This window comes from Sphingopyxis sp. Q841 (assembly GCF_052384365.1).
Taxonomy (GTDB): Bacteria; Pseudomonadota; Alphaproteobacteria; order Sphingomonadales; family Sphingomonadaceae; genus Sphingopyxis; species Sphingopyxis terrae_A.
Window position 1 is genome coordinate 597,809 of the sequence record NZ_JBQSUM010000001.1, and the last position, 15,895, is coordinate 613,703.

The window sequence follows — 15,895 nt, forward strand, 5'->3', positions numbered from 1 at the left end:
GGGCAATGTCTAAAAGCTTTTCAACGGCAGCCACCCCGGCGCGCCCTGGAGACACAAAATGATCGAACTTCGCCCTTTCGACAGCCTTGGAGGCGCCAATCACGGCTGGCTCGACGCCAAGCATCATTTCTCGTTCGCGGGCTATCACGATCCCGCGCGCACCAGCTGGGGCAATTTGCGCGTCTGGAATGACGACACGATCCAGCCGCAAACCGGCTTCCCGCCGCATCCGCACCGCGACATGGAAATCATCACCTATGTCCGCGAAGGCGCGATTACGCATCAGGACAATCTCGGCAACAAGGGCCGTACCGAAGCCGGCGACGTGCAGGTCATGAGCGCCGGAACGGGTATCCGCCATTCGGAATATAATCTCGAGGACGTCACCACGAAGATCTTTCAGATCTGGATCGTTCCGACCCGCAGCGGCGAAGCGCCGCAGTGGGGCGCCAAGCCTTTCCCCAAGGGCGAACGCTCGGGCAAATTCGTCACGCTCGCCTCGGGCTACGACAATGACAATGACGCGCTGCCGATCCGCACCGACGCGCGCGTCGTCGGCGCGACACTGCGGGCCGGCGAGACTGCCGAATATCCGCTCGGCAAGGACCGCAAGGCCTATCTCGTCCCGGCGAGTGGCGCGGTGCAGATCGACAACCTCCGCGTGAATGCACGCGACGGCGCAGCAATCAGCGATATGGACATATTGCGCGTGACAGCGATCGAGGACAGCGAGATCGTCCTCGTTGACGCAGCATGACGAAAGGCTGGAGCGTCGCCATCGCGGCGGCGCTCCAGCCACAGGAGAAAATAGATGATCCAGTTCAGGGATCGCGGCGCGCGCGGCCGTCACCAAGGCGGTCAGATCGACGCCCGTCACAGCTTCTCCTTCGCGGACTATAACGACCCAAGGCATATGGGATTCCGGGCTCTTCGCGTGCTTAACGAAGACCGCGTCGTCCCCGGCGCTGGCTTCCCCGAGCACGGCCATCAAGACATGGAGATTGTGACGATCGTCCTGAAAGGTGCCGTTGTGCATCGCGACAATCTGGGCAATAATGCGATCATTCGCGCGGGCGAGGTGCAGCGGATGAGTGCCGGCACCGGCATCCGGCATAGCGAGCGCAACCCCAGTGCCGACGAACCCACCCATCTGCTCCAGATATGGATTATTCCGGCCGAGGCTGGCGGCGCGCCTTCTTACGAACAAAGGTCGTTTGCCGACGACGGTGCGCGCAACCGCTGGGTCACGATAGCAAGCGGTGATGCGCGCGACGAATCGCTGACGCTGCGGCAGGACGCGGTGATGGACGTCGCGCGCCTTGACGACCGCCATATCCTCATGCGCTCGCTCGACCCGACACGCGGCTATTGGGTTCAAGTCGTCGCAGGAATCGTCAGTCTCAACGGAACCGAAATGCGCGAAGGCGATGGCGCCGCGGTCACTTCGGAAGACAGGCTTGCGATCGAAGCGGAAACCGACGCGGAGGTGCTGCTAATCGATCTACCCTGACCCGTACGGTGCGCCGAAGCCCCGATCACAGCAAGGAAAATGACCATGTGGTCAAGCATCGATCCCGCCGACCGAGCGGCTCCTGTCGACTTCGACTGGCTCTTCCCCGCAGATCTTCAGCGTGTATTCAACGCGCGTGACGCCGGCCTGCGGGCCGCTGCAATTAAGACATCAATGTCGCGGAGCCGATAATGTTCGAGGCTGATGCCTTGCGATCTGCTCCCGAGGCCGACGGCGTCTACCACCACGGCATAGGGGCAATGCTCGGGCAGGCGGGACCCCTATCCACTCCGCATATGGTGACGGGAAAGGGATGTCGGCGAAATAGTCCACGGCAAAATAGCTCGCCTTTGAATAGTGCTGAACTCAACGGTCTAACTCCCCGCTCTGCCAGATGCTCTATCACCGTCGCGCCCTGGCCCTGGACCGCGCTTCGCGCCATTTGATGGCCCGTCCGATCGTACCGCCCTGCACGATGACCGAAAAGAGAACCGCAATATAGGTTGCCGCGAGAATATAGGGGCGCTCCGGGCCGTCCGGCAGGCCGAGTGCGAGGGCGATTGATATGCCGCCGCGCAGCCCGCCCCAGATCAGCGTAATCGGCGCCAGCCTGCCCAGCGGGAGCAAGGTTCGCATCACGCCCAGAGGGGCCAGCACGGACAGGCAGCGGGCGGCAAATATGAGCGGAATCGTGAGTGTACCCAGCAGAATAATCCGCGTGTCGGAGGGAATGGTAACGACCTCAAGCCCGATCAGCAGAAACAGCAGCGCGTTCAGAATGTCGTCGATCAGACTCCAGAATTTGAGCAGATAATCGCGCGTCATGTCACTCATCGCGTGCGCGACGCCGTGGTTGCCGATGATGAGCCCCGCGACGGCCATCGCGACTGGACCGCTGACGTGCAGCTGGCTGGCAAGAGCGTAGCCGCCCATCACCACTGCGAGGCTGATCATCACCTCGGTCTTATACTCATCGATAGACTGCATGGCCCTGAAGGCTGTCCAGCCGATGACAAGGCCCAGAAGAATCCCGCCGCCCGCCTCGGCCACGAACATCCGCAGGGCGTGCGGCGGCGAAAGGGGGGCGCCGCTTGCCGCTGTAGCAAGTAGAATCGCGAATATCACGACTCCCACGCCATCGTTGAACAGGCTTTCCCCCGCCACGGTCGCCTGCAGCGTGGGTGGAACGTCGGTTTCGCGCAGGACACCCATGACGGCGACCGGGTCGGTCGGGCTGATGAGCGCCCCGAAAACCAGGCACCAGATCAGGGGTATGGCGATACCCATCCAGCCGGAAAGCAGGTGAAGTCCGGCACCGACGAGCGCCGTCGAAAGAAGGACGCCGATCGTCGAAAGCGCCAATATTGCCCAGCGCCCCCTGCGCATTTCGGTCCAGTCGACATGGAGCGCGCCCGCGAACAGCAGGAAAGAGAGCATCCCGTCCATCAGCGCTGCGTGGAAATCAATGCCGGCGATAAATTTCACGATTTCGTCCGCCACCGATGGCCCTGACAGCAAACGGTCGAGCGCGACGACGAGAAGCGACGCAACGGCGCCCATGATTGTCGGGCCTATACTGGTCGGCAGGCCGATGAAGCGGTGATTGATATAGGCAAGCGCCGCCGCGAGGACGATCAGGATTGCCGCCGCATCAAAGGGCGTGATGACGAAGCTCATCGGGTCCCTTCCTTTCTTGCTGTCCGCTGCGGCCGTTGCACCGCTTCTATTTGTCGGGCAGCGCGTCGACCCAGGCCGCGCGTTTCTTGAGGCGGTCGAAATCATGGTCGAACATCCCGGCCTTGCCTGCCCGTTCGAGCGCCCGCGCCGCGTGCGACCGCGCGCAATCTGCATAAAGCGCCCGATTGTTCCTCGCCAGCGCCTCGAGGGCGAACTGGAGGCGCATCTGGACTTCGACCAGTGCCGCACCGTCGCGGGCGATCGGATTGAAGAAATCGTCGAAGAGGTCGCGCGCTGCCAGATCATGGGCGTGAAGCCTCTCGAAACAGGGCTCCTGTGGCTCGGACCGGGCATCGCCATAGGCGAGCATGACCCGCAGCCCGGCACCGATGACTTCGATTGCGGTGCCCGGGTCGTTGACCGCGGGCGACAAGGCTCGCGACGCGATTTCGGAGAGTACGATCAGCCCGAAGCGCGGATCCTGATCATATTCGCGATCGGCACCAATGGTGATGCATTTGGCGATCCGGGCGGCGCAGTCATCGTGCGCGGGCGGCGACACGTAGGCGACGGGGCGCGCGGCATGAACGAAGGATCCCGCGACAACGTCTATATGAATGGTAACGCCGGCATCGGCGGCGATGTCGGCGAGCGCGGCCATGTCGATGTGCCGAACATAACCGACGTCCGGGCACATAACTTCGGACGCGCCATAAGGGATCATCGTCCAGGGCCGCGCCCCAAGGCGCGGGCGGTTCCCCCATTGCCCCGCAGGCGCTGTCGCGGCCTCTTCGACACGCTTGATCGTGTCGCCTACGCGCCCGAACTTGCCCAGTTGCTCGATCCAGCGCAGCAGGGTGCCGGCAATGATCAGCAGGACGGCAAGCGTGGCGCCGAACAGGATGATCCGCCCCTTGTCGCTGTAGAAGCCGGCGGCGAGACCGATGATCCCCACGATGCTGAAGAGGAAACTGCCGATGAAGGTCGCGAGCGTGTTTTGCGCGACAGAATCGCTCAGCAGCAATTTGGTCGACCGAGGGGTGACGTTAGCCGCCGCCGCCGAATAGGCCGACACCATGACCGAAAGCGAAAAGGTCGTCACCGCCAGCATGCTCGAAGCGAGGATATCGAGGATATTGCCGACCGAGCCTGCCGCCAGGGTGAGGTTGAAGTCATAGGGGATCAGGGGCTCGGCTATCGCGGCGAGCACCGCCGTTGCTACCGCGGCGAGGCTGAACATTGCCGCGCGGACCCATATCTGCTTCCTGAACTGGCGCAGCAGCCAGCTGGTCCGGCCGATGAACGGCCCGTCGAGCGGCATCATTATGGCCTTCCGAACGCCGTAGCAGCGTGCCGTGTGGGCGGATATTGCACCTTCATCCTCCTGTCGCTGCTGCCGTTCCCTCGGCTATCGGGTGGAGGGAGCGCTGCCGGTGCTGGTAGCACAGGCGGACGCCGACTGCATCAGCCGCGCATCCTCGCGCCGTTCAGGCCGGATGTAGATGGAGCTGATGTCGGGGGCGGCCGCCTTGAGTTCGGCCTCAATCGCCGCGATGAGCGTCTCGGCGTCGCCCATGCGCAAGTCATCCTCGAAATCGGCGCTCACCGCGACGAATATCGCCTTTGGCGCGGTGTGAATGGTGCGGACATGGTTGACAGCACTGACGCCCGCACGCGCGCCCACCGTCTGCTGGATCAGGGCAATCAGCGCCGGATCGGCGGCTTCACCGATCAATAGCCCTTTCGCTTCGCGGGCCAGCAGCGCGGCAACTGCGGCGAGGATGAGGCCGATCGCGATCGATGCGGCCCCATCGATCCGCGCATCGCCGGTCGCATGACTGAGCCAGACTCCTGCCGCGGCGATGAGGAGCCCGGCAAGCGCCGCGCTATCCTCAAACAGGACGATGAAGGCTGCGGGATCCTTTGACTGCCGGATCGCCTGCCACCAGCTGCGTCCGCCGCGCCCGGCATCGAAAGCCCGCACGGCCAGCGCCCAAGATGCACCTTCGAGCAGGAAGGCAATCGCGAGTACGATATAGTTTATCGCGGGATCGCGAAGTGGAGCAGGAGCGCGGATATGGATCCAACCCTCGTAGATCGACATGCCCGCGCCCGCCGCGAAGATGAGGATCGCCACCACGAACGCCCAGAAATAGAGTTCGCGGCCGTAGCCGAAGGGATGGCGGGCATCGGGCGAGCGGCTCGCCCGGTGCTGGCCATAGAGCAGCAGCATCTGATTGCCGCTGTCGACGAGCGAGTGAATGCCTTCGGAGGCCATCGATGAGGACCCGGTGATGGCGGCGGCGACCAATTTGGCCGCAGCGATCCCAAGATTGGCGAAGAGCGCGCCAAAGAGCACGATATTCGCCTTTAGATGACGAAGGGAAAGCGTGTTACTCATCGGTCCACCCCGACGAGAATCGACTGCCTGACTGTTAACATATCGCGCGATCAGGGCAGCGCATAGGCCACGACCTCATCACCGACGGGTGTCTCCATGAAATGATGGCCACCGGCATAGATCACGAGATACTGTTTGCCATTGGCTTCATAGGTCATCGGCGTCGCCTGCCCGCCGGCGGGCAGCACGTCAGACCAGAGCGTCTTTCCGGTCGCAAGATCGATTGCCCGGATCAGATTGTCGGTAGCCGCCGCGACGAAGATGAGACCGCTCGCCGTCACCACGGCGCCGCCATTGTTCGGCGTGCCGATGGTAACGGGCAGCATCGAGGGGATGCCGAACGGACCGTTGGTTCGGGCGGTGCCGATCGGGCGGTCCCAGATCGTCTTGCCGGTCGCGATGTCAATCGCGCGAATGCCCCCATAGGGAGGCTGCTTGCACAGCAGCCCCGTAAAGGGCAACCGCCACCCGGCGTTGACGTCGATCGCATAGGGAGTATGCGCCTGGGGATCGCCTGCCCCTTCGGCCCCGCCGATAGTGCCGCGTGCCTGATCGCGCGGCGCCCAACCCATTTCATTTGCTTTGCGCCGCGGTACGAGGCGCACATAGTTGGGCATGTCGTTATAATTGGCAACGATCACCCCGCGCACGGGATCGACAGCGACCCCGCCCCAGTCCGTGCCGCCATTGTAGCCGGGATATTCGATCGAGCGCCGCATGCTTTCGGGAGGTGTGTAAAAGCCCTTGTAGCTCGCCTGGCGGAACTGGATACGGCAGATCATCTGGTCGATCGGCGACATGCCCCACATATCCTTTTCGGTAAGGTCGGGCTTGCGCAGCGTGTGCCAGAGCGACACGATCTGCGTCGGCGCGCGATCCTTGGGCTCGACGCCGCCGCCGGGCGCCCTGATCGTCCCGATCGGGGTCAGCGGCTTGCCCGTTCGCCGGTCGAGCACATAGATGTCGCCCTGTTTCGACGGCAGCACGATCGCTGGCACGGTTCCGGTCGCCCCCGGAAAATCGATCAGTGTCGCCTGCGCACCGAAATCATAATCCCACACGTCCTTCTTGACCGCCTGGAAATGCCAGCGCGGCTTGCCCGTCGTCACGTCGAGCGCGACCAGCGAGGTTGCAAATTCATTCTCCGCGGGGCGCCGCAGGCTCGAATAATAATCGGCCGCGGCATTGCCCATCGGCAGATAGACGAGGCCAAGCGCTTCATCGGCCGAAGCGATCGTCCACATGTTCGGTGTTCCCCGCGCCCATGTCTGGCCTGCGGGAGGATAGCCGTCCCAATCGGGATGCATCATGTCCCACGCCCATTTGAGCTTGCCGGTTGCCGCGTCGAAGCCGCGGATCACACCCGATGGTGCCCAGCGGTCCTGCCCGTCGAGCACCTGGTGCCCGGTCACCACGACCCCGCGCACGATCGTCGGTGGCGAGTTGATCGAAACATAGCCCGGGGGCGTGTTCCCCATTCCGATCTTGGTGTCGACCTGACCGTTCGCCCCGAAATCCTGGCAGGGTCTGCCGGTGGCGGCGTCGAGGGCGAAGAGCCGCGCGTCAAGCGTTCCGAAGATGATCCGCCGCGCGCAGGGCTGACCGGCAGCTGCTGTCGGAACGGCATAATAGCTCACGCCGCGGCAAGCCGCTGTATAGGGGATTGCATCATCGGGGACCTTCGGGTCGAAACGCCATCGCTGCTTGCCGGTCGCCGGGTCGAGCGCCATGACGATATTCTTCGGTGTGCAGATGTAGAGGCTGTCGCCAATCTTGAGCGGCGTATTCTCCGCGCCATAAGTCCCTTTGGCGGCGCTGGACGGCAGATCGCCGCTATGGATCGTCCAGGCGCGCTTGAGCGTGCCGACATTGGCGGGAGTTATCTGTGCGAGCGGCGAATAGCGACGCGCGCTTTCGGTGCCGCCATAGGCAGGCCAGTCGACCCCGGTCTGCATGAGCGCCGGGTCGGTCATCGCCATCCGGCTCGCCGGCAACGGCCCGAGCGGGCGCGATGCATTCAGCCAGCCAAGGGTGGCGCCGCCCGTGGCCAGCAGGAGAAGGACAAGCGCGCTCCCTGCAAGCGCAAATCGCCAGCGCCGGGGCCGCGCCGACAGCGCGGCCATCGCGAACAGCACAGCGACAAGGAGCACGGCCGGCGCGACGACGCGCGGTACGAGCGCCCAGCCGTTGCCGCCCACTTCCCAGAACGCCCAGAGCAGCGTGAACAGCATGACGGCGCCGTAAAGCCAGCCGCCAAGCATCCGCCCGCGCATCAAGAGCAGGCCCGCAGCCAGCATCGTAGCGCCTGTGGCAAGATAATAGAGGGACCCGCCGAGCAGCGCGAGCCAGAGCCCTCCTGTCACAAGCACAAGCGCAATGAGTGTCAGGAGCGCGCCGACGAAGAGCGCGATAAGGGGAGCCGGAAAAAGCGTGCGGAAGCGGATCATCGCCAGTCCTTCTTGTGGGGCGCGTATAAAGCACCGGACGCGCGGCAGGGCGGCCGCATCGCGCACCCCGACAAGGCAGTAACACGCCGCAGCGCCGAACGATGCGTCGCGCCGAAGTAAATGTTGCGCGGGCGGGCCTCCCCCGCGACCGCGCCGCCGACAGATATTCAGGGGCGGGCATTATTCTGGGGGACCTAGCGCCCCTAAAAACAGACCAGACCTCGGCAATCTGACGCTCGATTACGCCGACCAAGCGAGAAGCGCGCGCCTTCATCTATCTCGATGAAAGTGCGGTCCGCGACCCTTGCGCTTTGTAAAGATACGGCCGGTTCAAAAGCATGCAGCTCGCGAGGCTCGGCAACCAGATCGCCCGGGCCCCGGACCCGACCTCGACGCGCAGGCTTGAGCACCGCATCGAGATTGAGCGCACGTTAGCGACCCTAATCGTTAAGACTATCGGCGACCAGATGCACTGGGATCGCGATCGGCATAGCGATTGAAGGCATCCGGACCGTGGGCCACCGCCGGCGGTAATCAGCCCCCACCGCCGTTCGCTGGAGCCGCGTCGCTCACCTTGGCGGAGACATGGTTAGGATCCGGTCCGGAGTGGAGCAAAGCAGGATTCCATGAAAAACTGAACATTTCCAATATTTTGCATTTCAGTCACTGACCGTTCGCGCTCTGCTTTTATCGCGCGCCGTGCCAACGCTTTCCCGATGGCTCCGATTTGGGCGCGCTTGGCCGCGACGCAGGCAATATCGCATGGCATAGCGAGCCTTGCCACCTTGGGTGGTGCCAAAGACACAATTACCGCCTCGTCAATCGACAAGGCGAATATATTACTTGCATATTTCAAATATTAATTTCGATAAAATTCTGTATTTCTCTCATATACCAAATATAAAAGTTTGTTCCTTAAATAGACAACTTCAGATCCGTTGATCCTGTTCGGAAATGAAGGAGTCTTGTCATGAGGAAACAACTTGCCGTTTCCATCGCCGCCGCCACTCTCGGCCTTACTCTTGCAGCACCGGCGCGGGCCGACATCACCGGCAGCATCGATGCGACGATCACACTCGAAGCGGGCTGCATTATCAACGGCCAGACGCTGAGCGACGGCGCGGGTGGCGCCGACTTTGGTACGATCGACTTCGGCACTCAGAATACGTTGTTCAGCGAGGCCGATGGCGAACTTCTCAGCGGCGGCGGCGCACTTCGCATCCAGTGCAGCCCCGGGATCGTCCCGACGCTGTCTTTCGAGGCCGGCGAGAATGACGGTTCGGGCGCGGGACCGGGCGCGCATGCCATGGCGCACGCCAGCAGCCCCGGCCATTATGTGACCTACAATCTCTACAGCGATGTCGGGCGCAGCACGGTCATCCCGGTCGGCGGCAGCGTCACGCTCGCGGCTACCGGCGCCGAACAGCAGATTGACATCTATGCGCGCGCCTTCGGCGAGCCGGGGCTCGTGACGGGCGCCTATAGCGATACCGTCACGGTCGTGCTCGAGCTGTGACGCCCGGCGCGCGCCTTCTTTTTGCGGCCCGTCAGGCCGCCTCCCCGTTTGCGGCGCGCCCCACCGCGCAGCAATCGCCGGCGCATCGCCGGTCGCTTCAGCGCGCCGCGCTGGCCGCCCTCGCCATCGTGGTCCTTGGCGGGGGCGGCACCCCGGCGCGCGCCGAAACGAGCGCGACCTTCGGCGTCGCCGCGCGGATCGACGCGGGATGCCTCGTCGACGGGCTTGGATCGAGCGGCGACGCGGGCACGATGGGCACGCTCGATTTCGGAAGCGACATGAGCCTTTCGACCGCCACGCACACGGCCTCGGCAAGCGCTGCGCAGACGATCCGCTTGCGCTGCACGCCGGGAACCGCGCTGCTCATGACGATCGACGGCGGCGAGCATGAAGCGGGCGGCGTGCGCTACCTCCAGCACGGCGCCGACAGCGGAGCGCGCATCGCTTACAGTCTGTGCAGCGACGGGAGCTGCGCCGCACCGATCGCGGTCGGCGCCGCGACCCCGGTCACGGTCCTCGATGCGAATAGCGAAGATATCAGGCTGCCGCTCTATGGCCGCCTGACCCTGCCGGGCGCCCTGCCGCCGGGTCTCTACAACGATCGGTTGTTGGTGACCTTGTCATGGTGACGCGCCGCCTTCCTCCTCGCGCCGCACTGCGGCTTGCGGCGGCGCTCGGCTTCTTCGCGCTCGTGCCCGCCCTCGCCCGTGCCGAACCGCCGGCCTCGCTCCTGATCTGGCCGGTCAATCCGGTAATCGAGGCCAATCGTCAGGCGGCCGCACTGTGGCTGGAAAATCCGGGATCGACCCCGGTCACGCTGCAGGTGCGGATATTCGCCTGGGCGCAGCAGGAGGGGCAGAATGTCTATGCAGCGCAGGACAGGGTCCTGCCCTCGCCGCCGCTCGTCACCATTGCCCCCGGCGAGCGCCAGCTCGTGCGGCTGACACGCACCGCCCCGCCCCCGGCGGCGGGCGAAGACGCCTACCGCGTCATCGTCGATGAGATTCCGACCCGCGCCGCCGCCGAAGCGGCGCCGGCCGCTGCCGTGAGCTTCCGCATGCGCTATTCGCTGCCGCTCTTCGTCCCGGCCCCGTACGCCGCCCCCTCGCGGAACGGCGCCCGGCAGGACCCCGCCGACGCGCCCGCGCCAGCGCTGAGCTGGCGGATCGGCGAGGATGCACGCGGCGCCTTCGTCGAGATCGTCAACAGCGGCAGCCTGCATGCGAGGCTGGTCGAGGCGCGGCTCGAAGAGGGCGCGCGAAGCGTCCCGCTGGCACCGGGGCTCCTCGGCTATGTGCTCGCCGGCAGCCGCGCCCGCTGGCCGCTCCCCGAGGGCGCACCGCATGCGCGGCTCAGTGCCGGCGTCAACGGGGGCGAGCGGCAAATGCTCGCACCGGCGGACGAATGACCCGTGGCGCGGGGGCGCATCGCGATGCCGCTCGCCGGGCTGATTGCGAGCGTGCTCGGCGGCCTGCCGGCGGGCGCCCTCGCTGATGAGACGGGCGGCACCAATGCGGGTGAATATGGCGCTCTCCCGCCGCCTGGCGCCGGGCCTGCTGCCACACTCAACACCCCCGAAACGCTCATGCTCGAGCTCGTCATAAATGCAAAGCCGAGCGGCCGCATCGTCCGCGTGACGCGCGAAGGCGCGCGCCTGGCGGTTCTGCCCGCCGATCTCGCGCGCGCCGGGATCAGGGTCGCGCCGGATGGCGCGCCGCTGTGGCTCGACACGCTCCCTGGCCTCAGCGCGCGCTACGATGCGCCGCGCCAGCGGCTCGAGATCGTCGCCGCGAGCGCGCTGCTTCCAGGGCAGAGGCTGGGCGGCACGCCGCGCAAAGCGGCGGCCGCGCGCTACGACATGGGCGCACTCCTCAACTATGACCTGTATGTCAGCGGCGGCAGCGGGCAGAAGTCGGCCGCCTCGCTCTACCATGAAGCGCGTTTCTTCAGCGCCGCAGGGACGGTATCGACCACGGGCGCGCTGCGCTCGGGACACGGCAAGGCCTATATTCGCTACGACAGCGTCTGGCGGCGCTCCGACGAGGCGAGCGCGGTCACGGTCGAGGTCGGCGATGTCGTCACGCGCGGCCTTGGCTGGGCGAGCGCGGTGCGGCTCGGCGGTATCCAGGTGTCGCGCGACTTCGCCGTGCGCCCCGATATCATCACTTACCCGCTCCCGCAGTTTTCGGGGAGCGCCGCCTTGCCCTCGACCGTCGATCTGATCGTCGGCGGTCAGCGCGTCGGGGGCGGCGCCGTCGATCCCGGCCCGTTCAGCGTCGAGGCCCTGCCACCGGTCAGCGGCGCGGGCGAAGCCGATCTGATCGTCACCGACATGCACGGGCGCAAGATCCAGACCGCCATGCCCTTCTATGTCGCGAGCGATCTGCTGCGGCCCGGGCTCACCGATTTTGCCGCCGCTTTCGGGGCGTTCCGCAACCATTATGGCACCAGAAGCTTCGATTATGGCGATATTGCCGCCACCGCTTCGCTGCGTCACGGCGTGACCGACGCGGTCACCCTCGAGATTCGCGCCGAGATCGCTGATGGCGCCGAGCTTGCCGGCGGCGGCGCGGTCGTCGCGCTCGGCGGCGGCGGCGTGCTGAGCGGCGCCTACAGCCGTAGCTTCGGCGACGGCAGCGCGGGCGGCGAGTTGACGCTCGGCTATGAATATCAGTCGCGCTTCGCCTCGATCGCGCTGCGTTACGCGCGCCGCACCGGCGATTTCACCGATCTCGCTGCCGCCGCCGGCTGGCGCGCGTGGCGGGCGCGGCGCGTCTTTTCGGCGGCGCTGAGCTTCGCGCTCGGCCGCGCGGGCACCCTCGGGGTCGGCTATTTCGATATTGCCGCCGAAGATGAGCGCGCGAGCCGCCTCGCCAATGCGGCGTGGACGCTGCCGCTGGGAAGCGGCAACCGTCTCGCCGCGACCGTGTCGCACGACTTCGGTGACCGCAGCTGGTCGGGCGCACTCAGCGTCAGCATTCCGCTCGGCGGGACTCGCGGCACGCTCGGCGCCGGCGTCTTCGACGCGCCGGGCCAGCGAATGGGCTGGCGCGCCGACTATAGCCGTGCCTTGCCGGCGGCAGGCGGGTGGGGATGGAATGCGAGCGCCGCGGCTGCCGATGGCCGCGGGCTTTACCTGCGCGGCGATGCCGCGCTGCGCACCGACGCGATGACGCTGCGCGGCGGCGCTTATGGCAGCGGCGAGGCGACCGTCTGGGGAAGCGCAAGCGGTTCCCTCGTCTTCATGGACGGTGGGCTTTTCGCGGCCAACCGGATCGCCGATGCCTTTGTTGTGGTGAATACCGGCGCGCCCGATATTCCGGTGCGCTATGAAAATCAGCTTGTCGGGCGCACGAACGGCGACGGTCAGTTGCTGATTCCCTGGGCGAGCGCCTATTATGACGCGCTCTATGCGATCGATCCGCTCGCGCTCCCGGCGAACGCGCGCGTTCCGCTCGTCGAGCAGCGCGTCGCGGTGGCGCGCGGCAGCGGGCATGTCGTGCGCTTCCCGGTCGAGATCCGCCGCGCCGCGACGGCGACGCTCCGGCTGCCCGGCGGCGCCCCGGTCCCCGCCGGCGCGATCGTCCATACAGGCGCCGCCACCAGCTATGTCGGCTGGGAGGGCTTCGTCTATCTTGAAGACTTCGACTCCGGCGAGCGTCTCGACATCGATCTCCCCGACGGCGCGCGCTGCAGCGCGCGGCTCGGCGAACCCGCCGCCGCCGACGCTACCGCCGATACGGTCATCGATCTTGGAGACCTGCCATGCGCCGCCTGACCTTGCTTCGCGGCCTGCTCGGCGCCGCCTTCGCCGTGGCGGCGCCCGAGGCCGCCTCGGCCTGCACCGTTGCGACCGCGAATACCAATCTTGGCACCACATCGACTTTTGCCGCCGCCAGCGCCGCGCAGCAGGCGAGCGGGTCGGCAGGGCTCTCGTGCGACATATTGCTGGCGGCGCTCACCACCCATTATGTGGGACTGCGCGTCGAGGCATCGAGCTTTCAGCTGACCGGTCCCGGCGGCGCCACCATCGGCTTCGCCGCCTCGCTTGCGCCCGGCGGCCCCGCGCTCGGCGTCGGAAGCTTCCAGGATCTTTCCTCGTTCAGCCTCGTCAGCCTCTTCGCCGGCGCCGGGGGATCGATCCCAATCTATGTTCGTACCACGCCGACCGCTTCGCTGCCTGCAGGGACCTATACGGGCTCGCTCGATCTGCGCTGGTATTATTCGGTTTGCTCGCTCGGGGTGGCGGTCTGCCTCGCCTATTCGGCAAGCCCCGGCTTCGTGCGTCCCGTGCCGCTCGTAACCTCGCTCAACTGGGGAAGCGGCACCGCGGTGCGGATCAACATCAGCCTGATCCTCGAAAAAGATTGTCTGATCGACGCCCCGGCGATCGACTTCGGCGCCGCGCCGCTCGTTGGCAGTTTCGCGCCGGTGACCCAGACGCTCACCATCCGCTGCAGCGCCGGCGCCGCCTATAGCGTCGGCCTCGACAATGGCGCCCACGCCGCGGGCGCGCAGCGCCGGATGACCAATGGCAGCGCCTTTCTCGCCTACGACATTCTGAAGGGCGCGGCCTCGCCCGGTCGCTGGGGGCTGCTCGGCGCCGAGCGCCGGTTGAGCGGCGATGCCGAGATCAATGCGGGCGTCTATAATGGGCTGGCGGCGCAAGGTTTCACTTACCGCGCACGCATCGACGGCGCGCAGCCTACCCCGCCCGCGGGAAGCTACAGCGATACGGTTCGCGTCGATATCGAATTCTGACCGGCTCGGCGCTGCAAGCAAGCACCGCGATGCGTCCGGATCGGAGACAAATTGGCACCCGCGCAGGGTTAAGGTGCGGCATGAAGTTGTCGTAAGCCTATCTAGGAAAGGAGGACCATCATGGGTCAATCCTGGGAGAGTTTCGAACGCCAGTCGGGCATCGATCCGCGCCGCTTCGGCCGCGTCGAGGATAATCTCGAAAGCCTGATCGCGCGCCTCGAATATCTGATGTTCGAATACCCGGAGCGCACCGACGCCCCGATCACCCACTTGGCACGGCGTGGAGGGCCGGCCCAAAACCGCGAGCACGGAGCCGGCGCAGCGCAGGAAATCGAGGCAATCCAAAGGCACGCGAACGGCCTTCCCGCGGCCCCGCCCGCTCCGCCCGCAAGCTTCCCTGGGGCACGCGCCGCGCTTGTCCGCGAACGATTGCGTCAGCGCCGGGCGCGCGAGACGCTGTTCGGCGATATCTTCTGCGACCCTGCCTGGGACATGCTGCTCGACCTTTATGCTGCGCATTATGAATGCAATGAGGTGTCGGTATCGAGCCTCTGCATCGCCGCGCATGTGCCCGCCACCACCGCGCTGCGCCACATCGAGACGATGACGGAACGCGGCTGGCTCGAACGGCATGCCGACCCTGCCGACAAACGCCGCAGCTTCATCCGGCTCACCGATAAGGCGCGTACGCGCCTCGACCGCTATTTCGACGATCTGCCGCGCCAATCGTAGAGCCGCTTCGCTAGCACCCGACAGGAGATAGCAAGCGCCCCCAGGGGCCGGGGGTTACTGCCAGTTTTGCAGCAATATTTTCCTTATGCGCTCGCGCCCGGGCGGCGCGTTTCCGCGCGTCTGTCGCCGTTCTGATCGGGCGCGCAAAAGGCGCGCTTCCGGCCATATTCTGCCCTGGTTTCGCGCGGTGCGCGAGGTCGCCCGACCGCTCGGAACGCGAAGCGGCGGGGCTGGTCAGGCAGATCACCCTGCCGCGCCCGCTTGTGCGCGGAGCCCGATTCATGGTTAAAGACGCGGGGCAGAAACAGATGAAAACCGGGCCACATCCTGATCAACGCGCCTTCACGGCGCTGACGCGCAAGCAGATCGCCGTCCTCGACCTTCTCGCCAACAACCGGACGAGCAAGGAGATCGGTCATGCGCTCGGGATTGCCGAAGCCACGGTTAACCGCCGCATCGAGGTGCTGCGCTCGCGCCTCGGCGGCGTGACGCGGCACGAGCTTGCGCGCCGCTACCGCGACTGGACAAGTCTCGCGGACACCTCCGAACCCGCTGCCGACCCATGTGTAGAAACACCACCCCAATTTCTACCACTCGCCGAGCCGGGGCTCGTGCGCCACGTCTCGGGTCAGGACGAAACCGCCACCGACCGGTTTGAAGACGCCCTGAGTCTATCGCTCGAAGCGCCGTGGAGCCGGGAAGCAAGACAGCGGATCGTCCCCGGGGTGCTCGACGGCAAACATGCCGTGCTGGCCCGGATCGCGACGATCATAGCGATGCTGCTGGGGATCGTCGCCAGCCTCGTGCTGGGGCTCGCCGCGGCGAGCGCGATCACGGACCTTCTCGGCTAA

At 65.7% G+C, this 15,895-nt stretch carries 13 protein-coding genes; 9 read left to right on the forward strand and 4 right to left on the reverse strand.

The genetic code is table 11. The features are described from left to right. Positions 1-58: 58 nt before the first annotated feature. Complete coding sequence (locus ACT17R_RS03010) at positions 59-757, forward strand: pirin family protein (protein WP_444808961.1); 699 nt, start codon at positions 59-61, stop codon at positions 755-757. Between the two features lie 54 nt (positions 758-811). After that, a complete protein-coding gene (locus tag ACT17R_RS03015) occupies positions 812-1,510 on the forward strand; it encodes a pirin family protein (protein ID WP_444808962.1) in 699 nt (232 codons plus the stop codon). 402 nt (positions 1,511-1,912) lie between these two features. Here ACT17R_RS03015 and ACT17R_RS03020 read toward each other — a convergent pair whose 3' ends face one another. From ACT17R_RS03020 to ACT17R_RS03035, 4 genes are all read right to left on the reverse strand, one after another. Beyond that, on the reverse strand, positions 1,913-3,187 hold the full coding sequence (locus tag ACT17R_RS03020) for a cation:proton antiporter (protein WP_444808963.1): 1,275 nt from the start codon (positions 3,185-3,187) through the stop codon (positions 1,913-1,915). 46 nt (positions 3,188-3,233) lie between these two features. After that, entirely contained in the window at positions 3,234-4,511 is a 1,278-nt protein-coding gene (locus ACT17R_RS03025; RefSeq protein WP_444808964.1) for a DUF2254 domain-containing protein, read from the reverse strand. Positions 4,512-4,595: 84 nt separating this feature from the next. Then, positions 4,596-5,588: a cation diffusion facilitator family transporter gene (locus ACT17R_RS03030; RefSeq protein WP_444808965.1), complete on the reverse strand. Its 993-nt coding sequence runs from the start codon at positions 5,586-5,588 to the stop codon at positions 4,596-4,598. Positions 5,589-5,638: 50 nt separating this feature from the next. After that, entirely contained in the window at positions 5,639-8,035 is a 2,397-nt protein-coding gene (locus ACT17R_RS03035; protein WP_444808966.1) for a membrane-bound PQQ-dependent dehydrogenase, glucose/quinate/shikimate family, read from the reverse strand. 970 nt (positions 8,036-9,005) lie between these two features. On the opposite strand from ACT17R_RS03035, the gene ACT17R_RS03040 reads away from it, so the two are divergent. The 7 genes from ACT17R_RS03040 (at position 9,006) to ACT17R_RS03070 (ending at position 15,895) form a co-directional block, all read left to right on the forward strand. Beyond that, positions 9,006-9,551 carry a Csu type fimbrial protein gene (locus tag ACT17R_RS03040; RefSeq protein ID WP_444808967.1) on the forward strand — a complete coding sequence of 182 codons (546 nt, stop codon included), beginning with the start codon at positions 9,006-9,008 and terminating at the stop codon, positions 9,549-9,551. Beyond that, positions 9,548-10,180, forward strand: a complete 633-nt coding sequence (locus ACT17R_RS03045; protein WP_444808968.1) for a Csu type fimbrial protein — start codon at positions 9,548-9,550, stop codon at positions 10,178-10,180. The genes ACT17R_RS03040 and ACT17R_RS03045 overlap by 4 nt, the downstream gene beginning before the upstream one ends. Next, positions 10,174-10,959, forward strand: coding sequence for a fimbrial biogenesis chaperone (locus tag ACT17R_RS03050; protein ID WP_444808969.1), 786 nt, complete (start codon positions 10,174-10,176; stop codon positions 10,957-10,959). Before ACT17R_RS03045 ends, ACT17R_RS03050 begins: the two co-directional genes overlap by 7 nt. Before the next feature lie 3 nt (positions 10,960-10,962). Next, complete coding sequence (locus tag ACT17R_RS03055; protein ID WP_444808970.1) at positions 10,963-13,329, forward strand: fimbria/pilus outer membrane usher protein; 2,367 nt, start codon at positions 10,963-10,965, stop codon at positions 13,327-13,329. Further along, positions 13,317-14,312 carry a Csu type fimbrial protein gene (locus ACT17R_RS03060; protein ID WP_444808971.1) on the forward strand — a complete coding sequence of 332 codons (996 nt, stop codon included), beginning with the start codon at positions 13,317-13,319 and terminating at the stop codon, positions 14,310-14,312. The genes ACT17R_RS03055 and ACT17R_RS03060 overlap by 13 nt, the downstream gene beginning before the upstream one ends. A 120-nt stretch (positions 14,313-14,432) precedes the next feature. Further along, positions 14,433-15,044 (forward strand): MarR family winged helix-turn-helix transcriptional regulator, encoded by a 612-nt coding sequence (locus ACT17R_RS03065; protein ID WP_444808972.1) that lies wholly within the window; start codon positions 14,433-14,435, stop codon positions 15,042-15,044. 281 nt (positions 15,045-15,325) lie between these two features. Further along, positions 15,326-15,895, forward strand: a complete 570-nt coding sequence (locus ACT17R_RS03070) for a LuxR C-terminal-related transcriptional regulator (protein ID WP_217372583.1) — start codon at positions 15,326-15,328, stop codon at positions 15,893-15,895.

What these genes read in the sequence shown, in the direction of transcription:
- ACT17R_RS03050 (WP_444808969.1), top strand. Translation starts at nt 10,174, where the DNA reads ATGGTGACGCGCCGCCTTCCTCCTCGCGCCGCACTGCGGCTTGCGGCG.
- ACT17R_RS03015 (WP_444808962.1), top strand. Translation starts at nt 812, where the DNA reads ATGATCCAGTTCAGGGATCGCGGCGCGCGCGGCCGTCACCAAGGCGGT.
- ACT17R_RS03070 (WP_217372583.1), top strand. Translation starts at nt 15,326, where the DNA reads ATGGTTAAAGACGCGGGGCAGAAACAGATGAAAACCGGGCCACATCCT.
- ACT17R_RS03020 (WP_444808963.1), bottom strand. Translation starts at nt 3,187, where the DNA reads ATGAGCTTCGTCATCACGCCCTTTGATGCGGCGGCAATCCTGATCGTC.
- ACT17R_RS03060 (WP_444808971.1), top strand. Translation starts at nt 13,317, where the DNA reads ATGCGCCGCCTGACCTTGCTTCGCGGCCTGCTCGGCGCCGCCTTCGCC.
- ACT17R_RS03010 (WP_444808961.1), top strand. Translation starts at nt 59, where the DNA reads ATGATCGAACTTCGCCCTTTCGACAGCCTTGGAGGCGCCAATCACGGC.
- ACT17R_RS03065 (WP_444808972.1), top strand. Translation starts at nt 14,433, where the DNA reads ATGGGTCAATCCTGGGAGAGTTTCGAACGCCAGTCGGGCATCGATCCG.
- ACT17R_RS03040 (WP_444808967.1), top strand. Translation starts at nt 9,006, where the DNA reads ATGAGGAAACAACTTGCCGTTTCCATCGCCGCCGCCACTCTCGGCCTT.
- ACT17R_RS03025 (WP_444808964.1), bottom strand. Translation starts at nt 4,511, where the DNA reads ATGATGCCGCTCGACGGGCCGTTCATCGGCCGGACCAGCTGGCTGCTG.
- ACT17R_RS03030 (WP_444808965.1), bottom strand. Translation starts at nt 5,588, where the DNA reads ATGAGTAACACGCTTTCCCTTCGTCATCTAAAGGCGAATATCGTGCTC.
- ACT17R_RS03035 (WP_444808966.1), bottom strand. Translation starts at nt 8,035, where the DNA reads ATGATCCGCTTCCGCACGCTTTTTCCGGCTCCCCTTATCGCGCTCTTC.